Origin of the sequence: Xanthomonas sp. WCS2018Noco2-27, from assembly GCF_031843525.1 — a bacterium.
Taxonomy (GTDB): domain Bacteria; phylum Pseudomonadota; class Gammaproteobacteria; order Xanthomonadales; family Xanthomonadaceae; genus Xanthomonas.
Genome location: NZ_JAVTIK010000001.1, coordinates 671,779 through 691,754 on the forward strand (window position 1 = coordinate 671,779; position 19,976 = coordinate 691,754).

The following is a 19,976-nucleotide window of genomic DNA, read 5'->3' on the forward strand; positions in this document are numbered from 1 at the left end:
CGGCTATTCTACTGCCCCACCAGATTACGGTCAGGTGCAGCGCAGCAGGGTGTTCGACCTGCCACGCCCGGACTCCGCACATGCGCAGGGTCAGCGGCTGTCGCGCAGACGGCTGTGGCGATAGCCGTAGCCGAAATAGACCACCAGCCCCACCAAGGTCCATAGACCCATCAGCATCCAGTTGTGCAAGGTCATTGCCGACAGCAAGGCCAGGCAGCTCAGCACACCGGCGCTGCAGATCAGCCACGCGGCCGGCATGCGGAACGGACGCGGTAGTTCCGGATGCGTGCGGCGCAGGATCAAGACACCGGCGCACACGGCAGCGAAGGCGATCAGCGTGCCCATCGAGGTCAGCTCGCCCAGTACATCCAGCGGGAAGATGGCAGCCAGTAGTGCGATACCCACACCGGTGATGACGGTATTGATGTGCGGCGTGCGGTACTTGGGGTGGATGCGGGTGAAGATCGCCGGCAGCAGGCCATCGCGCGCGATGATCATGAAGATGCGCGGCTGCCCGATGATCATCACCAGCACCACCGACGACAACCCGATCAGCGCGCCCACTTCCACCACCACCCGCAACCAGGCCAGCTGCGGATGCGCGGCCACCGCTGTCACTACCGGCTCGTCGGTGCCCAGCTGGGTGAACGGCACCAGGCCAGTCATCACCGCGGCCATGGCGATGTAGAGCACGGTGCAGATCACCAGCGACAGCATCATGCCGATCGGCAGGTCGCGCTGCGGCCGGTGCGATTCCTGCGCCGCCACCGATACCGCCTCGAAGCCGATATAGGCGAAGAACACCATCGCGGCGCCGCGCAGCACGCCTTCCATGCCGTACTTGCCCGGTGCTTCGTTGGCGGGAATGAAGGGATGCCAGTTGGCCGGGTCCACGTACTTCCAGCCCGCCGCGATGACCAGGATGATCAGCCCGGTCTTGAGGATCACCATCGCCATGTTCATCGCCGACGACTTGCGGATGCCGACATAGCACAGCCAGGTCAGCAACAAGACGATGCCGGCAGCCGGCAGATTGGCGATCGCGCCGGTGCGTTGCAGCTTGCCGTCCAGCGGTGCGCTGACCAGGGAGGCGGGTAAATGGATGCCGAAGTGTTCCAGCAGGCTGAGGAAGTAGCCGGTCCAGCTGACCGCCACCGCCGAGGCGGAGACGCCGTATTCCAGCACCAGCATCCAGCCGATGAACCAGGCCGCCAGCTCGCCGAAGGTGGCGTAGGTATAGGTGTAGGCGCTGCCGGACACCGGCACCATGGCCGCAAATTCGGCGTAGGCCATGGCGCAGAACGCGCAGCAGATCGCTGCGAGCACGAACGACAGCACGATCGCCGGGCCGGCATGGTCGGCAGCGGCCTGGCCAGTGATCACGAAGATGCCGCCGCCGATCACCGCGCCGATGCCCAGGGCGGTCAGCCCCCAGGGACCGAGCGCGCGTTGAAGGCCCAGCCCGTCGGCCGCCTCATGGCTGGCGTGCGGGTGTTTGGTGGCCCAAAGTTGTTTGAACATGGAGCGGTTCCGGCTTGGCGCTGCGCGCGATCGTTGAACGAGAAGACCGGCGCGACGCCGGTCTTGAGAGGGTCAGGCCTTGCGGGCCAGACGGCTATGGTGGATGCCATAGCCGAAATAGATGAACAGGCCGATCACGGTCCAGCCCACAAACACCTTCCAGTGCTCCTGGAAGGCCTGGAAGAACAGGGCCAGGCACGCAAGCGTACCCAACGGGCAAATTATCATCGCCAGCGGTACCCGGAACGGACGCTCCAGCTCGGGCTTGGTGAAGCGCAGCACCATCACGCCGGCGCATACGGTGGCGAAGGCAAGCAGGGTGCCCATCGACACCAGTTCGCCCAGCACGCTGAGCGGGATCAACCCGGCTAGTGATGCGGCGACCACGCCGACGATCACGGTGCCGACATACGGCGTATGGAACTTCGGATGCACCTTGCCGAACAGCTTGGGCATCAATCCATCTTTGGCCATGGTGTAGAAGATGCGCGGCTGCGCCATCAGCATCACCAGCACCACCGAGGACAGGCCGGCGATCGCGCCGATCTCCACCGCGGTCTTGAGCCAGCTCAATTGCGGGTGCGCTTCCAGCGCGGTGGCCACCGGCTTGGCGGTGCCGAGCTGGGTATAGGGCATCAAACCTGTCAGCACTGCGCAGACGATGATGTAGATGATGGTGCACACCGCCAGCGAGCCTAAGATACCGATCGGCATGTTGCGTTGCGGATCCTTGGTTTCACCGGCTGAGGTCGATACCGCATCGAAGCCAATGTAGGCAAAGAACACGATCGAGGCAGCGCGGAACACGCCGCTCCAGCCAAATACGCCGGGCGCAGTATTTTCGGGAATGAAGGGATGCCAGTTAGCCGGGTCGACATATGCCGCGCCGAAGCCGACAAACAGGCAGATCACTGCGATCTTGATCGCAACGACAATCGCGTTGATGAAGGCTGACTGGGTAATGCCGACGTAGCACAACCCACTCACAGCAGCCACGATGAGCACGGCAGGCAGATTGAGGATGTTGCCAGAGGCCACGAACTTGCCATTGATCCAGGCAAGCGGGGCGTTGGTCAGCTCTGTCGGGAATGGAAGACCCAGCGTCCCGGTGATGAAGCTGATCAGATAGGCAGACCATGCCACCGCGACGCTTGACCCTGCAAACAGATACTCCAATACCAGGCACCAGCCAATGAACCAGGCGACGCCTTCGCCAAGCGTGGCGTACGAGTAGGAGTACGCGCTGCCGGAGACCGGCATCATCGCCGCGAATTCGGCGTAGCACAGGCCAGCAAACGTACAGGCGATGCCCGCGAAGACGAACGACAGCATCACCGCTGGCCCAGCATGGCTGGCAGCCGCCTGGCCGGTCATCACAAAGATACCGGCGCCGATCACTGCGCCGATGCCGAGCATGATCAGGTGCTTGGCGGTGAGGGTCCGTTGTAGCGTCGCTTCGCCCTGCAGGCCGCCTTCGACCGGTTCGCCCGCATCCACATGTCCAGCGGGCTCGATCGGTTTGACCCTCAACAGAGACTTCAGCATTCGGTACATCCCTAAGTGGCAGAACGAAGGCGCGCGCGCCTGGGCGAAGGTGTGCGCCGCATCCCAATGGGACAGGCAAGCGGCCTACCTTGCCAAAGCTACACGCTCACGACAAGCGCGTACGCAGCATGAATGGCGATAATGGTCGCTGATCCATGCGCAACCGAGAACGACCGATGGTGGATGCAACCCTGCGGCAGCGACTGGCTGCCTACCGCGCACGTTGGCCGGACGAGGCCGAGGTGACCGACCAGTTCGTGCAGCTGCTGGACGATGCCAACGATCCGTTCGTGCGCGAGCGTGTCGAAGGTCATTTCACCGGCTCGGCCTGGGTGGTCAGCGCCGACGGCAGCCGCACGCTGCTGACCCACCACCGCAAGTTGCAGCGCTGGTTGCAGCTGGGCGGCCACGCCGACGGCGACCGCGATCTGGCGCAGGTGGCGTTGCGCGAAGCCGAAGAAGAGTCCGGTCTGACCGGTTTGCGGCTGGCAGATACCGAGCTGTTCGACCTGGACCGCCACTGGATCTCCGCACGCGGCGAGGTGGCGGGGCACTGGCATTTCGACGCGCGTTACGTGGTGGTCGCAGGCACGGACGAAGCGTTCGAAGTCAGCGAAGAATCGCTGGCCCTGGCGTGGCGCCCGATTACCGAGCTGCTCGCCGAGCCAGAGCTGGATCCGTCGATGCGGCGTATGGCCGAGAAGTGGGTGGCCCGAGGCGTGTGACGGGTGCTCAGGGAGTGCGCCCTCATCCGCCCTGCGGGCACCTTCTCCCGCAGGCGGGAGAAGGGAGCAGGCGGCAGCAAGCGGGAGAAGCGGGCAGGTGGAGAAGGATGACCTGCACTCCCTTCTCCCGCTGGCGGGAGAAGGTGGCGCAAAGCGCCGGATGAGGGCCGCTCCTGTACCAACCGATCAATACAAAATCCGCGTCCGCAATGTCCCTTCGATCAAGGCCAAGCCTTCCTTCAGCGCGGTGGCCTGCGCCTCGCTGGCGCTGACGTCGATCACCACATAGCCGACCTTGGCATCGGTACGCAGGAACTGGCCGTCGATGTTGACGTTGTGGCGCGAGAACAGCTCGTTGATCTTGGACAGCACACCCGGCACGTTGCGGTGGATATGCAGCAGTCGCAGGCTGTCGGGGTGCTCGGGCAGCGTCACTTCCGGGAAATTCACCGCCGACAAGGTGCTGCCGTTATCGCTGTAGCGCACCAGCTTGGCGGCCACTTCGATGCCGATATTGTCCTGCGCTTCCAGCGTGCTGCCACCCACGTGCGGGGTCAGGATCACGTTGTCGTGCGCGATCAACGGCGATTCGAATGCATCGCCGTTGCCCTTGGGCTCGACCGGGAACACGTCCACCGCCGCGCCGCCGATCTGGCCCGAGGTAAGTGCCGCATCCAGCGCGTCGATGTCGATCACGGTGCCGCGCGAGGCGTTGATCAGGTGCGCGCCAGGCTTCATGCGGGCGATTTCTGCCGCGCCGATCATGTCCTTGGTGGATGGCGTCTCCGGCACGTGCAGCGTCACCACGTCCGAGCGCGCCAGCAGGTCGTCCAGATCGATCGCCGCACGGGCGTTACCCAGTGACAGCTTGGTTTCGATGTCGTGGAAGATCACCTGCATCCCTAAGGACTCGGCCAGCACGCCAACCTGGGTGCCGATGTGCCCGTAGCCGACGATGCCCAGCACCTTGCCGCGCGTTTCGTGGCTGCCAGCAGCCGATTTGGACCAGCCGCCGCGATGGCATTCGGCATTTTTCTGCGGGATGCCGCGCAGCAGCAGGATCGCCTCGGCGATCACCAGCTCGGCCACGCTGCGGGTGTTGGAGTAGGGCGCGTTGAACACCGGAATGCCGGCCAGCTCGGCCGCATCCAGGTCGACCTGATTGGTGCCGATGCAGAAGCAACCCACCGCCATCAGCCGCTTGGCATGCGCCAGCACCTCGGCGCTCAACTGCGTACGCGAGCGGATGCCCACGATATGCGCGTCGGCGATGCGCGCGATGAGCTCGTCTTCGGGCAACGACTTGGCGTGCAATTCGATCTGCGAATAACCGGCGGCGCGGAATACATCCACGGCGGTCGGGCTGCTGCCTTCCAGCAACAGGACGCGGATGTCCTGCTTGGGAAACGAGGTTCTCTTCGGCGACATGGGGAGCGCATTGCAGCAATCGGGTCGGCAACTATGCCAGATGAGGTGCCGGATTGGGCGCTCGCCATGCATGGGTTGCACGCGGCAATCCCTTGCGCTGCAACGGTTTCAGCTGAATCCAACGCAGCGCAAGCGCACCACGGCGCAACTGGACGAGGCCGGCGCGCACTGGCACGCTGTGCGGTTCCTACTGCCGCGCCGTGCCCCATGACCGATCCCCGCATTCTTTCGTTGCAACAGGCCGTGCCGGCATTGCGTTTGAAGACCGAGCCGGCCGACCTGGAGCATTACGGCCGCGACTGGACCCGGCGCTGGACGCCCAACCCGCTGGCCATTGCACTGCCAGGCTCGGTCGAAGAAGTGCAGGCCGTGGTGCAATGGGCGAATGCGCAAGGCGTGGCGGTGGTGCCATCGGGCGGCCGTACCGGTTTGTCCGGTGGCGCGGTGGCCGCCAACGGCGAGCTGGTGCTCAGCCTGGAACGCTTGAACAAGCCGCTGGACTTCAACGCAGTGGATCGCACGCTCACCGTGCAGGCCGGCATGCCGCTGGAAGCAGTGCACAACGCCGCGCGCGACCGCGGGCTGGTGTATCCGGTGGATTTCGCCGCACGCGGGTCCTGCTCGATCGGCGGCAACATCGCCACCAATGCCGGTGGCATTCGCGTGATCCGCTATGGCAACACGCGCGAATGGGTGGCCGGTTTGAAAGTGGTCACCGGCGGCGGCGAGTTGCTCGAGCTCAACAATGCGTTGGTGAAAAATTCCAGTGGCTACGATTTCCGTCATCTGATGATCGGTTCCGAAGGCACGCTCGGCATCGTGGTCGAAGCGACGCTGCGGCTGACCGACCCACCGCCGCCGAGCAATGTGATGCTGCTGGCACTGCCCTCGTTCGAGGTCTTGATGCAGGTGTTTGCCGCGTTTCGCGCGCAGCTGCGGCTGGAAGCGTTCGAGTTCTTCACCGACCGCGCGCTGGAGCACGTGCTCGCGCACGGCGCGCAGGCACCGTTTGCCGAGGTCCACCCGTATTACGTGGTCACCGAGTTCGCGGCCGGCGATGCAGCGCAGGAAGCTGCCGCGATGGCTGCGTTTGAAACCTGCATGGAGCAGGGCTGGGTCAGCGACGGGGTGATCAGCCAGAGCGATGCGCAGGCCGCACAACTGTGGCGGCTGCGCGAGGGCATCACCGAAGCGGTGGCGCGATATACGCCGTACAAGAACGACGTGTCGGTGCGCATCTCGGCAATGCCGGCGTTTCTGGCCGAAACCCAGACATTGCTTGGCGAGGCGTATCCGCACTTCGATGTGGTGTGGTTTGGTCATATCGGCGACGGCAACCTGCATATCAATGTGCTCAAGCCCGACGACACCAGTCAGGCTGATTTTGTGACGGCCTGCGATCAGGTCACCAAGGTGCTGGCGCACGCGTTGCAGCGCTTTGGCGGCAGCATTTCCGCCGAACACGGCATTGGCCTGGTCAAGAAGCCGTACCTGGGGAGCACCCGCTCTGCCGCAGAAATCGCGCTGATGCGTGGCGTCAAACATGTGCTGGATCCTCAGCTTTTGCTGAATCCCGGCAAGCTGTTCGACATGGACAACGTGCCCGGCGCGACGCCTGCCGGGTAGTCTCTTCATCACCTCACATGGAATCGACATGCCGATGATGCGCTCTCTGGTGTTTTGTGCTTTGACCCTGCTGCCGCTGGCAGCCGCCGCATCCAGTCTTGCGGGTACTTCGGCCGGTGCATCGTCCGCCGGTTCGTCCAACAGCAGCAGTTCCGGCGACGACAAGGTGGTTGCCGACGCACGCGAAGATGCGGCCGGCTTTGTCGCCAGCGATGGCGCCATTCGCGGCGCGCGTCTGGAAGCGGCGTTGCTGCAATTGCGCAGTCGCAGCGATGCGGCGCGTGTGTCCAGCGATCTGGAACTGGCTCAGTCCATCCTGGCGCAGTGAATCGTCGCCGCCGGTGCGCATGGCTGTGGCTGGCCGCAGCGATCGCACCGGCGGCGCAAGCCCAACCGCAGCTTTCGCCTAAGCTGCAGGTGACGGTTGTCGCATCGGAGTTGACTCCGTTAGAGCGCGCTGCCAGCCAGGCGCTGGTGCAGCAAGTCTTACAGCGCTTGCCGCCGGGCTGGGTAGGGCGCGACGCGGCGCCCATTCAATTGCAGTGGCGCCGCGATCTGCCGGCGCAGGTGCACGGCCGCGCGATTGGCAATCGCATTCTGCTCGATCATGCGTTGTTGCAAGCCTGGAGCGTGCAGTCCGCCAGCGCACGCTCAGACATCGGCGCGCCAGCCACGCGGGCGGCGATGGCAGCGGTGGTGCACGAACTGGCGCATGTGCGCGACCGTGGCACCGGCAGCAGCTTGTCGCGCGACCCACGCCTGCGCGACCTTGCCGGCTGGCAGGTGCGTCCCTGGCGGATCGGACGCGGCGCAAACCGCTTCAGCGACCGTAGTCCCGATGCGTACGAGCGACATAGCCCGGCCGAATTCGTTGCGGTCAATCTCGAGCATTACGTGCTGGATGCGGACTATGCCTGCCGCCGTCCCGCGCTGGCGGCGTGGTTTTCCGAGCGGCTAGGGCCGCCGCAGGAGGCGGCAACATGCGCGCCGACCTTGCCGTATCTGCAGGCCGACAACGATGCCGGTGCGATGTCGTTGCTGACGCTGGACCCATCGCGGGTCTATGCGGTGGACTATCTGCTTGCCGAAGGCAACGAGCAGCCGATGAGTCGCTGGGGCCACAGCATGTTGCGGCTGGTGATCTGCGCGCCAGGTCGCGTGCCAGGGCCGGCGTGCCGGCTGGATCTGCAGTATCACCGCGTGCTGTCGTTTCGTGCGTTCGTCGGTGATGTGCAGATCTCCAGCTGGCGTGGGCTGACCGGCTCGTATCCGTCGCGGCTGTTCGTGCTGCCGTTGAACCAGGTCATCGACGAATACACCAAGGTAGAACTGCGTGCCCTGTCGTCGGTGCCGCTGGCGCTGAGCCCGGATGAGATCGCCGCTTTGCTGACGCGCGCCGCGCAGGTGCACTGGAGCTACGACGGGCGCTATTACTTCATCAGCAACAACTGCGCGGTGGAAACCTACAAGTTGTTGCACGACGGGGTGCCGCGTCTGGCCGCAGCCGGCCTGTCGTCGATCACTCCGCGTGGCGTGCGCCAGCGCCTGCAGCACGCTGGCCTTGCCGATCTGCGCGTGCTGGACGACCGCGCGCAGGCCACGCGTCAGGGCTATTACTTCGAATCGGCTGCCGCGCACTATCAGGCCATGTTCGATGTGCTTCGACGCGGTATCCCGGTGCCGCAGACGAGTGTGGCGCAATGGCTGGATGCCGCGCCTGATGCACGCGCGCAGTGGTTCGAGCGCGGTGGCTTGCGCGAAACCGCAGCCGCATTGCTGCTGGAACAAGCCGCGTTACGGCGACAGGAGCTGGTGGCGCGCGATGCGCTCAAGCACCTGTTGCGGCCCGGCATTGCCGAGCGTGCAGCAGTGCAGGAGCAGCTGCAGAGTCTGTTCGCCCGGCAGGCGCAGCTCAGTCACCCGGCGGCGCTTCTCGATGGCTCCGGTTTCGATGGCCCCGGCTACGGACTGCCGCAGGCCGACGAGCAACAGCGCCTGAGCGCGCAGGTCGCCCAGGCAAGCGGCGGTCTGGCCGATGGCTGGAAGCAATTGCAGGCCTTGGGCCGACAACAGTTGCCAGCCGAGTTGCGTACCGGTCTGGAGCAGGGCGAGGCGAACGTGGAAAGACTGCGTGCACGACTGCGGGTGCTTGCACAGCCGGTGCAGGCAGCTGCGGCCGTGCCGGCGCAGCAGGCGCTTGGCGAGCAATAAGGTTGGCGTCTGCGTCGGTTGGTGATGGCGCTGCAGGCATTGTGCAAGTGCAGCCGAGAACCGGACGGGCGTGCGACTAAGTGGCGCTTCTAGACAGAGCGAGCGATTCGTTGCCGGCGACCGCGCACACGTAGCGTTCCCGCACAAAAAACAACGAAAAATACGCGCTCTTCAGCATGTTTCGCCGTGGAGGAGCGGCTTGCTGCCATCGAGTGCGCAGCAAACCGGTACATCTCTCGCACGCACTGCTCAAGTTGCCGGCTGCAACTCCGCCTGGGTGGCGTATTGCCGCAACCACTGGCTCACCTGCGCATCGTTGCGGTACCGCTGCATCAGCTTGGCAAGGCGTGCCGGTGCGGGTGTGCAGAACTGCGCAATCGCTACTTCGATTTCGTGGCGACGGTCGGCGTCGTAGGGCTCTTCGCCGGCGAAGTGTTCGCAGGTGTCGTAGTCCTCCACCAGCTTGCGCACATCCTTCGGCATGCCGCACAGGCCTGCCGGATGTTGCAGCCATTCGTCTTCCACCTTGGGATCGGTGCAGGCGACCGCAGCGGAGGCCGGCGCAGGGGCCGGTTCCGTGGTGCAGGCAGCCAGCAGCCCCAACGTCAGGGCAACGGCCAGGCGACGCATCAGTCGGCGCGGCCGGCAAATTCGCCGGTGGTGGTGTTGACCAGCACGCGCTCACCGTTGGTGATGTACTCGGGCACCATGATTTCCATGCCGGTGTTGAGCTTGGCCGGTTTGGGACGCTTGGTGGCGGTGCCGCCCTTGAGCTCCGGTGGCGTCTCGATCACTTCCAGCGTCACCGTCTGCGGCAACTGCACCGCCACCGGCTGGTCGTCGATCACCTGCACATAGATGCCGGTCAGACCATCGGTGATGTAGCCGGCATCGGTGCCGATCACATCGGCGTCCAGGGTGTAAGGCGTGAAATCTTCGTCGTCCATGAACACGAACGCTTCGCCATCCTTGTACGAAAACGTGGACAGGCGACGCAGCAGTTCCACTTCGGGCAGATTGTCGTCGGCATCGAAGCTGGCATCGGTTTTTACGCCGCCCGGCACGCTGTACATGATGAAGCGGAAGCGCACGTTGCCTCCGCGTCCCTGCGGCGAGCTGCGCTCGATGTCGCGAATCTGGTAAATGCCGCCGTTGTATTCGACGACGTTGCCTTTCTTGATGTCGTTAGCTTTCATGGGAATCGTGAGTAGGGAATGGGGAATTGGAAAAGCCGGTAGCGGGGTGCTGAGAGTAGGGCGCCATTGCGATTCCCCATTCTCGATTCCCCATTCCCGGCCTACTTGGGCGCCAACCGCACGCCGCCATCCAGGCGAATCGTTTCGCCGTTGAGGTAGCGGTTGCGCAGGATGAAGGCGACGGTGTCGGCGTATTCGTCGGGTTGACCCAGGCGCGAGGGGAACGGGATGGAGGCGGACAGCGATTGCTGCACGGCCTCGGGCATGCCGTCGACCATCGGGGTCCAGAACACGCCCGGTGCAATCGTCATCACGCGGATGCCGAAGCGCGCCAGTTCGCGCGCCATCGGTAGGGTCATGCTGACCACGCCGCCCTTGCTGGCGGCATAGGCCGCCTGGCCGATCTGGCCTTCATAGGCGGCCACCGAGGCGGTGTTGATGATCACCCCGCGCTCACCATCGTCGCCGGCAGCGTTGTGCTGCATCACATCGGCCGCGGCCTTGGCGACATTGAAGCTGCCGACCAGGTTGACCAGCACGGTGGTGCGGAAGGTCGCCAGCGGCATCGGCGCCTCCTTGCCCAGCACACGGCCGGCGCCGAGGATGCCGGCGCAATTCACCGCAAGATTCAGCCCGCCCAGCGCTTGCGCGGCCTGCGCGATATTGGCGGCAACCTGCGCCTCATCCGTGACATCGGTGGCGAAGTAATGCGCGTTGCCGGCACCCAGCAAGGCCAGCGCCGCATCGGCCTTGTCGGCATTGACGTCGAACAACGCAACCTTGCCGCCGTCGGCCACGATGCGCTGCGCCACTGCCAGGCCCAGGCCGGACACGCCACCGGTGATGACGGCAAGAACAGAAGATGGCTGCATGCGGTGGTTCCCTGGTAGAGACAAGCATGGCGGCGGATGCCGGCACGCGAACGGTGGACGAGGCGGCCGGCAATTCTAGCCGAAGCCTTTGCGCGATCGTGCCGGTGGACGCTGGCGCTGCAACGGCAGCAGCGCGGTGTCAGCCGGCGGCCGCCAGCGCCTTGCCGACCTTGCTGCCGGTGTCGCGGCCCAGTAGCTGCGCCAGCCAGCGGCCCGTGTGGGCGAGGGCAGGTAGGTCGATCCCGGTCGAGATGCCCAAGCCGTGCAGCAGATACACCACGTCTTCGCTGGCGACATTGCCGCTGGCGCCCTTGGCGTACGGGCAACCACCGGCGCCGGACACCGCGGCATCGACCACGCGCACGCCTTGTTCCAGGCAGGCCGCGATATTGGCCAGCGCCTGCCCATAGGTGTCGTGGAAATGCACAGCTAGTGCGTGCATCGGCACCACCTCAGCCACCGCGGCCAGCATCTGGCGCGCCTTGCGCGGGGTGCCGACGCCGATGGTGTCGCCCAGCGAAATTTCGTAGCAGCCCAGCGCGTACAGCCGCTGCGCGACGTCCACCACGTCGGCCACTGGCACCTCGCCTTGATACGGGCAACCCAGCACCGTGGAGACGTAGCCGCGCACGCGCACGCCGTCGCTGGCAGCCTGTGCAAGGATCGGCCGGAACCGCTCGATCGATTCGTCGATACCGGCATTGGTATTGGTGCGGTTGAAGGCCTCCGACGCTGCGGTGAAGACCGCCACTTCCTGCGCGCCGGCTGCCTGCGCACGGGTGTAACCCTGCAGGTTCGGCACCAGCACCGGATAGGCGATGCCTGGCGCCTGGGCGATGCCGGCGAAGACCTCGGCTGCGTCGGCCAGCTGCGGCACCCAGCGCGGGCTGACGAAGCTGGTCGCCTCGATGGTGCGCAGGCCGGTGGCCGACAACCGATCGATCAACGCGATCTTGTCGGCAGTGGCGATCGGTTGCGCCTCGTTCTGCAGCCCATCGCGCGGGCCGACCTCGACAATGCGCACGAAGTCGCTCATGCGCGAGCCCCGCTGCCTGCAGTAGTACGAACAGCGACCAACACCACACCGCGCACGGTCGCTGCGGTGCGTCGACAATCATCAGTGAAAGACATCGTTAACGTGCTCATGCGGCGCGGTGACAGACCACTTCGATGTTGTTGCCATCGGGGTCGAGTACGAAAGCGCTGTAATAGTCAGGGTGATACTGCGTGCGCAGGCCAGGTGCACCATGGTTGCGGCCGCCTGCAGCGAGCGCAGCCCGATGAAACGCATCGACCTCGGCGCGGTGGGTGGTGGCCAACGCCAGATGCGTATTGCCCGGCGCCTGTGGGGCGGCGCCCAGCCAGAGAAATGGCCGCTCGATACCGAAGCCGGCGTGGGCGCGGGTGCCTGTTTGTTCTGCACTCAGCTCCGTGATCAATGCAATGTTCAAAGGAGCCAATGCGGCCTGATAGAACGCCACGCTGGCGCCCAGGTCGCTGCATGCAAGTCCCACATGATCGATCACGCTCATGCCGCGTTCTCCGGCATCCAGGCCGGCGAGCGTTTTTCCAGGAATGCGCCCAGGCCCTCCTGGCCTTCGGGCGAGACGCGCAAGCGGGCGATCCACGCGGCATTGGCGGCATCGATGGCATCGCGGTCGGCGGCCGGCAGCACCGAGCGGACCAGCGACTTGGCCGTGCTGGCGGCCAGCGGCGCGGCCGCCAGCAGCAGGCGCACCTGCCGCTCCACCGCGATATCCAGTTGATCGGCTGCCACCAGTTGATGCAGCAGCCCCAACAACTGCGCGGTGCCGGCGTCGAAGATCTCGCCGGTGGCGAACCAGCGGCGCGCCTGGCGTGCGCCGATGGCGGCGATGACATACGGCGAAATCACCGCGGGCAAGAGCCCGAGCTTGCTCTCGGTCAGGCCGAAGCGCGCCTCGGTGCAGCCGATGGCGATATCGCAGCACGCCACCAGCCCCACGCCGCCGCCGAAGGCTGCGCCATTGACGCGCGCGATGGTGGGTTTGGGCAGTTCGTCGAGCGTGCGCATCAGGCGCGCCAGCGCCAGTGCATCGGCGGCATTCTCGGCCTCGCTGGCGGTGGCCATGCCGCGCATCCAGTGCAGGTCCGCGCCGGCAGAGAAGGCGCCGCCGTCACCGGTCAGGATCACCACGCGAATGTGCGCCGCCGTGCCGGCCTGCTGCAGTGCGTCGGTCAACGCGGCAATCAATGTCGCATCGAAGGCGTTGTGGACGGTCGGGCGGTGCAGTCGCAAGCTGCGGACCGGTCCCTGGTCCTCAACGATCAAGCCGGTGTCCTGCATTGCGCATACGTCCATGAATGGGATGCGAACCATGATAGCGGCACGGGTCGCCGGAGCCATGACGCGGTGCGTCGATGCTAGAATTGAGAACCATTCCTAACAATCAGGCCGTCTTTGTGACGCTGTCCGACATGCCTTTGCATCGCGCCGCCATCGTGGACTCCGTGGAGGATCGTCTCCCCAACGACACGATCGCCCGGCGCCTGCGCGAGCTGGGGTTTGTCGCAGGCGAGGAAGTGACCGTGCTGGCCACCGGGCCGGTCGGCCGCGAACCGTTGCTGGTGCAGGTGGGCTACACGCGTTTTGCCCTGCGCCGCAGCGAGGCCGCGCGCGTGCAGGTGCGGACAGACGGAGCATCGGCATGAATGCGGCGGCCGTGCCGCTGCGTTTGGCGCTGGTGGGCAACCCCAACAGCGGCAAGACCGCGCTGTTCAACCAGCTGACCGGCAGTCGCCAGAAGGTAGCCAACTACACCGGCGTCACCGTCGAGCGTAAGGAAGGGCATTTCCGTGCGCCGTCCGGTCGCGACTTTGCGGTGCTCGATCTGCCAGGCGCCTACAGCCTGCAACCGGCCAGCCTGGACGAAGCGATCACCCGCGACCTGTGCCGTGGTTTCTACCCCGGCGAGCCGGCGCCGGACGTGCTGGTGTGCGTGATGGATGCCACCAACCTGCGCCTGCATCTGCGCTTTGCGCTGGAGCTGCGCGAGTTGGGGCGGCCGATGATCGTGGCACTGAACATGGTCGACGCCGCGCAACGGCGTGGCATCGTGATCGATCTGCCGGCGCTGGAGCAGGCGCTCGGCGTGCCGGTGGTGGAGACCGTTGCGGTGCGGCGCGGTGGCGCCAAGGCTCTGGTCGAGCGCATCGATGCGCAGGCCGCCAGCCTGGCGGCACCGACCGCCACGCCGCCTGCCGACGGCAACTACCATTCGCAGGTGCGGCAGATCCTGAGCGCGGCGGTGACCATGCCGACGCGGACCTCGCGCGTGGACGATGCGCTGGACCGCTGGCTGCTGCACCCGATCTGGGGGCTGGTGACGCTGGCGGTGGTGATGTTCCTGATCTTCCAGGCGGTGTACGCCTGGGCCACGCCGCTGATGGACCTGATCGATGCCGGCACCGCATTGCTGGGCGAATGGGTGGGCACCACGCTGCCGGAGGGCCCGCTCAACAGTCTGCTCAAGGACGGCATCATTGCCGGTCTGGGCGGGGTGATCGTGTTCCTGCCGCAGATCCTGATCCTGTTCGCCTTCATCCTGGCACTGGAAGAATCCGGTTATCTGCCGCGTGCGGCATTCCTGCTTGATCGCATGATGGCGGCAGCCGGCTTGTCCGGGCGCTCGTTCATTCCGTTGCTGTCGAGCTTTGCGTGCGCGGTGCCGGGCATCATGTCCACGCGCAGCATCCAGGACCCGCGCGATCGCCTTGCCACCATTATGGTCGCGCCATTGATGACGTGCTCGGCGCGCCTGCCGGTGTACGCGCTGTTGATCGGTGCGTTCATTCCGCAGAAAACCGTGTGGGGCATCTTCAATCAGCAGGGGCTGATCCTGTTCGCCCTGTATGCCGCCGCCATCGTCAGCGCGTTGCTGGTGTCGTGGACCATGAAGAAGTGGCGTCGCGACAAAAGCGAGCATCCCTTGATGCTGGAGCTGCCGTCGTACCGAGTGCCGCAGCTGCGCGACCTGGCCTTGGGCTTGTGGGAACGCGCGGTGATCTTTCTCAAGCGCGTCGGCGGCATCATCCTGGCGCTGACCATTCTGCTGTGGTTCCTGCTGTCGTTCCCGGCCGCGCCGGCCAATGCGACCTTGCCGCCGATCGACTACAGCTTTGCCGGCCGCATCGGCCACGCGATGGCGGTGTTCTTCGCGCCGCTGGGCTTCAACTGGCAGATCTGCATCGCGTTGATTCCCGGCCTGGCCGCGCGCGAAGTGGCGGTGGCGTCGCTGGCCACCGTCTATGCGTTGTCGGCTGCCGATGACGACGCAGCGGCGCAGGCCTTGTCGCCGCTGATCAGCGACGGCTGGTCGCTGGCCACCGCGCTGTCGCTGCTGGTCTGGTACATCTACGCGCCGATGTGCATCTCCACCCTGGCCACGATCAAGCGCGAAACCAACTCGTGGAAGCAGATGACCATCAGTGCGGTCTACCTGTTCGCACTGGCGTATCTGGCCTCGCTGGTGACCTACCAGCTGGCCGTGTTGTTTGGCGCCGGCTGACATGGATCTTTCGCTCACCCTGCAATACGTGGTCATCGCTATCGCAGTGCTGGTCAGTCTTTGGGTGGTGATGAAGAAGCAATTCCCGAGCGCCTTGCGACGCATGCGCGGCGCGCTGGCACTCGCGTTGCTGCGCGATGGGCGACCGGCCTGGATGCAGACCCTGGGGAGACGCGTGGCGCCGCCGGCCACGCAAAGCAGTGCGGCCTGCGGTGGTTGCGACAGTTGCGGCCCAGTGCCAACACGCAAGCACTGATCCCGTTCGCCTCGGTTAAACTTGCACGGCCGCAGGACGCGGCGTGACAGGGGGCAGTACATGCGTTTGCTGGTGTTGTTGGCGGTTTTGGCCGCGGTTGCGGGGTTGTACAACTATGGCGGCGACGCGCTCGACGAGACGCAGGTGCGCGATTTCTACGCGGCGCACGACAAGGCGATGGTGAGTCAGGATGGTGAGGCGCTCTGCGCCATGACCGCGCCGGAATTCGAAATGGTGGTGCTGTACCGCATGGACTCCCATCAGAAACGCGAGACCGTCAATCGCGCCAAGTACTGCAAGTCCAACGGCGAGTGGGCACAGGTGCTGCAGCAGATGCGCTCTGTGGCGGAGCCGGAAGAACTGATGGACTACAAGCATTCGATTACCAAGATCGAGATCGCGCCCGATGAGCAATCGGCGATGGTCGAAACACGCGCAACGCTCGGCCTGCCGGGTCTGCGCATGACTTTCCGTTCGCGCGACAAGGTGGTGCGCAAGCGCTGGAAGACCTTGATCACGCGTAGCGAAGGCACCGCCTGGGTTGGTCCGGCGTATCGGTAGCCGGTAACCACGGTGCCTTCTACTGCCGCCAAGACCGTCTAACGACGCGACTGCGCGCACCGCCAGTTGGGCGCGGCCGATGCTCGGTGCGGCAGTGTCCACTCGTCCGCTCCGGTTCTAGGCGCGGCCGTCCACACCCACCTGACGACGGCTCGCCACGTTCTGTCAGCGCTCTACATCGCAGCACGCACGCTGCAGTGCACAGCGCCTGCATTACGGGCGTTGGGTATGCTTGCGGTATGACGACCTCCTTCCAGATCTCCCGACGTGCGCAGGCGCTGACCAGTTCGGCGATTCGCGAAATCCTCAAGGTGACCGAGCGGCCGGAGGTGACGTCCTTCGCCGGCGGTCTGCCATCGCCGGCGACCTTTCCGGTCGAGCGCATGCGCGCGGCCAGCGATCAGGTGTTGCGCGATGCGCCGCAGGCAGCGTTGCAATACGGCCCCACCGAAGGCTATGCGCCATTGCGCGAATGGGTGGCCGCGCGCTTGAGTCGCGATGGCGCCACGATCCGGCCCAGCCAGGTGCTGATCACCACCGGCTCGCAGCAAGGCCTGGATCTGCTCGGCAAGGTGTTCATCGACGAAGGCAGCAAGGTGCTGGTGGAGACGCCGAGCTATCTGGGCGCATTGCAGGCGTTTTCGCTGTTCCAACCAGCGTTTGTCGGCATGCCATCGGACGACGATGGCGTGGTGGTGGATGCGCTGGATCCGGCGCTGCTGGCCGATGCGCGCTTTCTGTATTGCCTGCCCAATTTTCAGAATCCCACTGGTCGTCGCCTGCCATTGGCGCGACGTCAGGCGCTGGTCGCGCGTGCGGCCGAGGCCGGTGTGCCGATCGTCGAAGACGACCCGTACGGCGAGCTGTACTACAGCGGCGAACCCCTGCCGAGCCTGCTGTCGATGAACCCGGAAGGCGTCATCTACATGGGCTCGTTCTCCAAGGTGTTGGCGCCCGGGTTGCGGTTGGGGTATGTCGTCGCGCCGGAGGCGGTGCTGGGCAAGCTAATCCAGGCCAAGCAGGCGGCCGATCTGCATACGCCTTCGTTCACCCAGCGCATGGTGTATCAGACGCTGCAGGACGACTTTCTCGACACGCATATCCCGCAGATCCGCGCGCTGTACGCGCGGCAGTGCAGTCTCATGCTGGACGCGTTGGACCGCCACTTCCCGGCGCAGGTGCAGTGGAACCGCCCCGAAGGCGGCATGTTCCTCTGGGTGACGCTGCCGCCGGGTCTGGATGGCACCGTGCTGCTGGCGCGTGCGATCGCACGCAATGTCGCCTTCGTGCCGGGTGCGCCGTTCTTTGCGACCTTGCCGCAAGTCAACACGCTGCGGCTGTCGTTCGTCACCGTGCCGGGCGAGAAGATCGATGCCGGCATCCAGGTGCTGGGTGAGGTGCTACGCGAGGCGCTGGCCGAACTGCCAGGGCAGGGCGCATGACATCGCCTGCGTTGGTGTCGCAAGCGCCGGTTGCCACGCACATCGATAGCGTCGCAATTGGTGTTGCGCGCGACTTCACCCGCCCCGGTAGCCGCAGCGCGATCGACAAGCGCGTCGTGCACGGGTCGCTGCAAGTCGGTGTCGAAGGCTTGCAAGGCGACGAGCAGGGCGACCGGCGCGTGCATGGCGGGCCGGACAAGGCGATTCATCATTATCCGCGCGACCACTACGCTGCCTGGCGCAACGAGATTGGCGCGCATGCACTGCTGGAAGCGGCCGGCGCGTTCGGCGAGAACCTGAGCAGCACCGGCCTGACCGAGGCCACGGTCTGCCTTGGCGATCGCTTTAGGTTGGGCACGGCCGTGGTGGAGGTCTCGCAGCTGCGTCAACCGTGCTGGAAGCTGTCGGACCGCTTCGGTGTGCGCGACATGGCGCGCCGGGTGCAGGAAACCGGCCGCACCGGCTGGTATTACCGCGTACTGCAGCCCGGTGCCGTGGCCTCCGGCGACACGCTGACACTGCAGGAGCGGCCGCATCCGAAGTGGAGCCTGTCGCGGGTACAGCAGGTGCTGTATGCACGCGAAGTCGATGTCGCGGCCATCACCGAGCTGCTACGTCTTCCGTTGGTGCCGTCGTGGCAGGCCTTGTTCGAGCGCCGCCTGCAGCGCAGCGAAGTGGAGAGCTGGAGCAGGCGCCTGACCGGCGTCGACGAATAAAGAGCAGCTAACAAAAAACCACCGTGCTCACCTCCAGGCGGGCGCGGCCGGTGCTCGGAATTCTCTTGTACGACTCGCACGCGTCGGTTGCTGCGCGCCGTGCACACCCAGCTGTGCACTGCTCGCTACGTTTTGTTAGCCGCTCCGGGCAGTCGTCGCGCTCTGCGGTCAGTGATTGGCCGCTAGCCAACCGCGCAAAAATCAGCGCAAAGCTAACGTCACGCGCTGCGGCGGCGCTGAAGGCCCAAGCGCATCGCCGAGCACGCGCAGTCTCCACAGATGCGCGCAGCCAGCCGCGGCGCCACTGCAAACGTCAACACGACAAGCCACAAGCGGCTCCACATCCACCAAACCACGACATCCCCAACAATCGCTCAGACCGCACACACCGCTCTGACGATTCCCCAATCCCGATTCCCGATTCCCGCACCTTGTGCAACCTCCACCGCCTCGCTAGCCTGCGGGCATGACAACGTCCCCTGTAAAAGTGTTGATCCACGGCGCCTCCGGGCGGATGGGCAAGGCATTGCTGCGCCTGGCGGCTGAAGACGACGCGTTGCATGTCGTCGGCGCGGTGGTAGGGCGCTCGCCATCGCAGCGCGTGGTGGACGGCGTGCCGTTCTTTGCCGCCAGCGAACTGGGCGGTGCACCAGCCTTCGATGTGGCCATCGACTTCAGCCTGCCGCAAGGCTTTGCGCCGATCCTGGCGCTGTGCGCGCAACGCGGTAAGCCGCTGGTGTCCGGCACCACCGGGTTGGACGAGGCGCAACGCGCCGCGCTGCGCGATGCTGCGCAACAGATTCCGTTGGTGTGGGCCTCCAACTTCAGCCTGGGTGTCGCGGTGCTCACCGAATTGGTCGAGCGTGCCGCCGGCACCTTGCCAGGGTGGGATTGCGACATCATCGAAGCGCATCACGTCCACAAACAGGACGCGCCATCCGGTACCGCATTGACGCTGGGCGAAGCTGCCACCGGCAGCGGGGCGCAGCCGCGGTTTGCCAGCCTACGGGCCGGCGATATCGTCGGCGAGCACACGGTGCAGTTCACCGGGCTGGGCGAGCGCGTCGAGCTGGTGCACCGCGCCACCAATCGCGACATCTTCGCGCGCGGCGCCCTGCACGCGGCCAAACGCCTGATTGGCCGGCCGGCCGGCAGCTACCGGGTACGCGACCTGGTGCTGTAAGACATCGCGCAACCGCGTATGAACAATTGCACGGTTGCGCGGCGTATTCATGCCGCCGTTGCGATGCGCCCGGCGCATTGACTGCGCTGCAGGCTGGCAAGCCGGGGCACTTGCCTTTACAATTCTCGCTTGCCCGAACCAGCGTCG

General features: G+C 65.4%; 20 protein-coding genes and 2 other RNA genes. 13 read left to right on the plus strand and 9 right to left on the minus strand.

Translation table 11 applies throughout. The features are described 5' to 3' along the window. Positions 1-90: 90 nt before the first annotated feature. Both RQH86_RS02890 and RQH86_RS02895 read right to left on the minus strand, forming a co-directional pair. Positions 91-1,521 (minus strand): amino acid permease, encoded by a 1,431-nt coding sequence (locus RQH86_RS02890; protein ID WP_055846430.1) that lies wholly within the window; start codon positions 1,519-1,521, stop codon positions 91-93. Positions 1,522-1,593: 72 nt separating this feature from the next. Next, complete coding sequence (locus tag RQH86_RS02895) at positions 1,594-3,066, minus strand: amino acid permease (RefSeq protein WP_055846433.1); 1,473 nt, start codon at positions 3,064-3,066, stop codon at positions 1,594-1,596. A 176-nt stretch (positions 3,067-3,242) separates the two neighbouring features. On the opposite strand from RQH86_RS02895, the gene RQH86_RS02900 reads away from it, so the two are divergent. After that, positions 3,243-3,791: an NUDIX hydrolase gene (locus tag RQH86_RS02900; RefSeq protein ID WP_311239584.1), complete on the plus strand. Its 549-nt coding sequence runs from the start codon at positions 3,243-3,245 to the stop codon at positions 3,789-3,791. 186 nt (positions 3,792-3,977) lie between these two features. Here the strand turns inward: RQH86_RS02900 and serA are convergent, their stop codons facing one another. Beyond that, on the minus strand, positions 3,978-5,219 hold the full coding sequence (gene serA, locus RQH86_RS02905; RefSeq protein WP_311239558.1) for a phosphoglycerate dehydrogenase: 1,242 nt from the start codon (positions 5,217-5,219) through the stop codon (positions 3,978-3,980). Between the two features lie 207 nt (positions 5,220-5,426). Between serA and RQH86_RS02910 the strand changes: the two genes are divergently transcribed. From RQH86_RS02910 to RQH86_RS02920, 3 genes are read left to right on the plus strand one after another with little or no spacing between them, the layout of a single operon-like run. Beyond that, positions 5,427-6,845: an FAD-binding oxidoreductase gene (locus tag RQH86_RS02910; RefSeq protein WP_311239557.1), complete on the plus strand. Its 1,419-nt coding sequence runs from the start codon at positions 5,427-5,429 to the stop codon at positions 6,843-6,845. A gap of 34 nt (positions 6,846-6,879) precedes the next feature. Further along, on the plus strand, positions 6,880-7,173 hold the full coding sequence (locus tag RQH86_RS02915) for a DUF2388 domain-containing protein (RefSeq protein WP_011036997.1): 294 nt from the start codon (positions 6,880-6,882) through the stop codon (positions 7,171-7,173). Continuing rightward, positions 7,170-9,056: a DUF4105 domain-containing protein gene (locus RQH86_RS02920; protein WP_311260616.1), complete on the plus strand. Its 1,887-nt coding sequence runs from the start codon at positions 7,170-7,172 to the stop codon at positions 9,054-9,056. The genes RQH86_RS02915 and RQH86_RS02920 overlap by 4 nt, the downstream gene beginning before the upstream one ends. 249 nt (positions 9,057-9,305) lie before the next feature. Here RQH86_RS02920 and RQH86_RS02925 read toward each other — a convergent pair whose 3' ends face one another. From RQH86_RS02925 to RQH86_RS02950, 6 genes are all read right to left on the minus strand, one after another. Further along, positions 9,306-9,686 (minus strand): hypothetical protein, encoded by a 381-nt coding sequence (locus RQH86_RS02925; RefSeq protein ID WP_311239816.1) that lies wholly within the window; start codon positions 9,684-9,686, stop codon positions 9,306-9,308. Further along, positions 9,686-10,252: an elongation factor P-like protein YeiP gene (gene yeiP / locus RQH86_RS02930; RefSeq protein ID WP_104615458.1), complete on the minus strand. Its 567-nt coding sequence runs from the start codon at positions 10,250-10,252 to the stop codon at positions 9,686-9,688. Before yeiP ends, RQH86_RS02925 begins: the two co-directional genes overlap by 1 nt. Before the next feature lie 101 nt (positions 10,253-10,353). Continuing rightward, entirely contained in the window at positions 10,354-11,124 is a 771-nt protein-coding gene (locus RQH86_RS02935) for an SDR family oxidoreductase (RefSeq protein ID WP_115527678.1), read from the minus strand. Positions 11,125-11,263: 139 nt separating this feature from the next. Then, positions 11,264-12,160: a hydroxymethylglutaryl-CoA lyase gene (locus RQH86_RS02940; protein ID WP_055846456.1), complete on the minus strand. Its 897-nt coding sequence runs from the start codon at positions 12,158-12,160 to the stop codon at positions 11,264-11,266. A gap of 106 nt (positions 12,161-12,266) precedes the next feature. After that, positions 12,267-12,656, minus strand: coding sequence for a VOC family protein (locus RQH86_RS02945; protein ID WP_311239815.1), 390 nt, complete (start codon positions 12,654-12,656; stop codon positions 12,267-12,269). Continuing rightward, positions 12,653-13,450 carry an enoyl-CoA hydratase-related protein gene (locus tag RQH86_RS02950; protein ID WP_055846461.1) on the minus strand — a complete coding sequence of 266 codons (798 nt, stop codon included), beginning with the start codon at positions 13,448-13,450 and terminating at the stop codon, positions 12,653-12,655. Before RQH86_RS02950 ends, RQH86_RS02945 begins: the two co-directional genes overlap by 4 nt. Positions 13,451-13,566: 116 nt before the next feature. Between RQH86_RS02950 and RQH86_RS02955 the strand changes: the two genes are divergently transcribed. The 9 genes from RQH86_RS02955 to dapB all read left to right on the plus strand — a co-directional run bounded on the left by RQH86_RS02955 (position 13,567) and on the right by dapB (position 19,829). Next, positions 13,567-13,815: a FeoA family protein gene (locus tag RQH86_RS02955; protein ID WP_055846464.1), complete on the plus strand. Its 249-nt coding sequence runs from the start codon at positions 13,567-13,569 to the stop codon at positions 13,813-13,815. Then, complete coding sequence (locus RQH86_RS02960; RefSeq protein ID WP_055846466.1) at positions 13,812-15,671, plus strand: ferrous iron transporter B; 1,860 nt, start codon at positions 13,812-13,814, stop codon at positions 15,669-15,671. The genes RQH86_RS02955 and RQH86_RS02960 overlap by 4 nt, the downstream gene beginning before the upstream one ends. Before the next feature lies 1 nt (position 15,672). Further along, the gene (locus tag RQH86_RS02965; protein ID WP_055846469.1) at positions 15,673-15,927 is read left to right on the plus strand and encodes a DUF6587 family protein; all 255 of its coding nucleotides are present in this window, start codon (positions 15,673-15,675) and stop codon (positions 15,925-15,927) included. A gap of 60 nt (positions 15,928-15,987) precedes the next feature. Continuing rightward, entirely contained in the window at positions 15,988-16,488 is a 501-nt protein-coding gene (locus RQH86_RS02970; protein WP_311239814.1) for a nuclear transport factor 2 family protein, read from the plus strand. A gap of 93 nt (positions 16,489-16,581) precedes the next feature. Beyond that, positions 16,582-16,659, plus strand: a non-coding RNA gene (locus tag RQH86_RS02975) — sX9 sRNA. A 68-nt stretch (positions 16,660-16,727) separates the two neighbouring features. Continuing rightward, entirely contained in the window at positions 16,728-17,930 is a 1,203-nt protein-coding gene (locus RQH86_RS02980; RefSeq protein WP_055846475.1) for a PLP-dependent aminotransferase family protein, read from the plus strand. After that, positions 17,927-18,646 (plus strand): MOSC domain-containing protein, encoded by a 720-nt coding sequence (locus RQH86_RS02985; RefSeq protein WP_055846477.1) that lies wholly within the window; start codon positions 17,927-17,929, stop codon positions 18,644-18,646. Before RQH86_RS02980 ends, RQH86_RS02985 begins: the two co-directional genes overlap by 4 nt. Before the next feature lie 65 nt (positions 18,647-18,711). After that, positions 18,712-18,787, plus strand: a non-coding RNA gene (locus RQH86_RS02990) — sX9 sRNA. Positions 18,788-19,112: 325 nt separating this feature from the next. Then, positions 19,113-19,829, plus strand: a complete 717-nt coding sequence (gene dapB, locus RQH86_RS02995; RefSeq protein WP_055846480.1) for a 4-hydroxy-tetrahydrodipicolinate reductase — start codon at positions 19,113-19,115, stop codon at positions 19,827-19,829. Positions 19,830-19,976 lie beyond the last annotated feature (147 nt).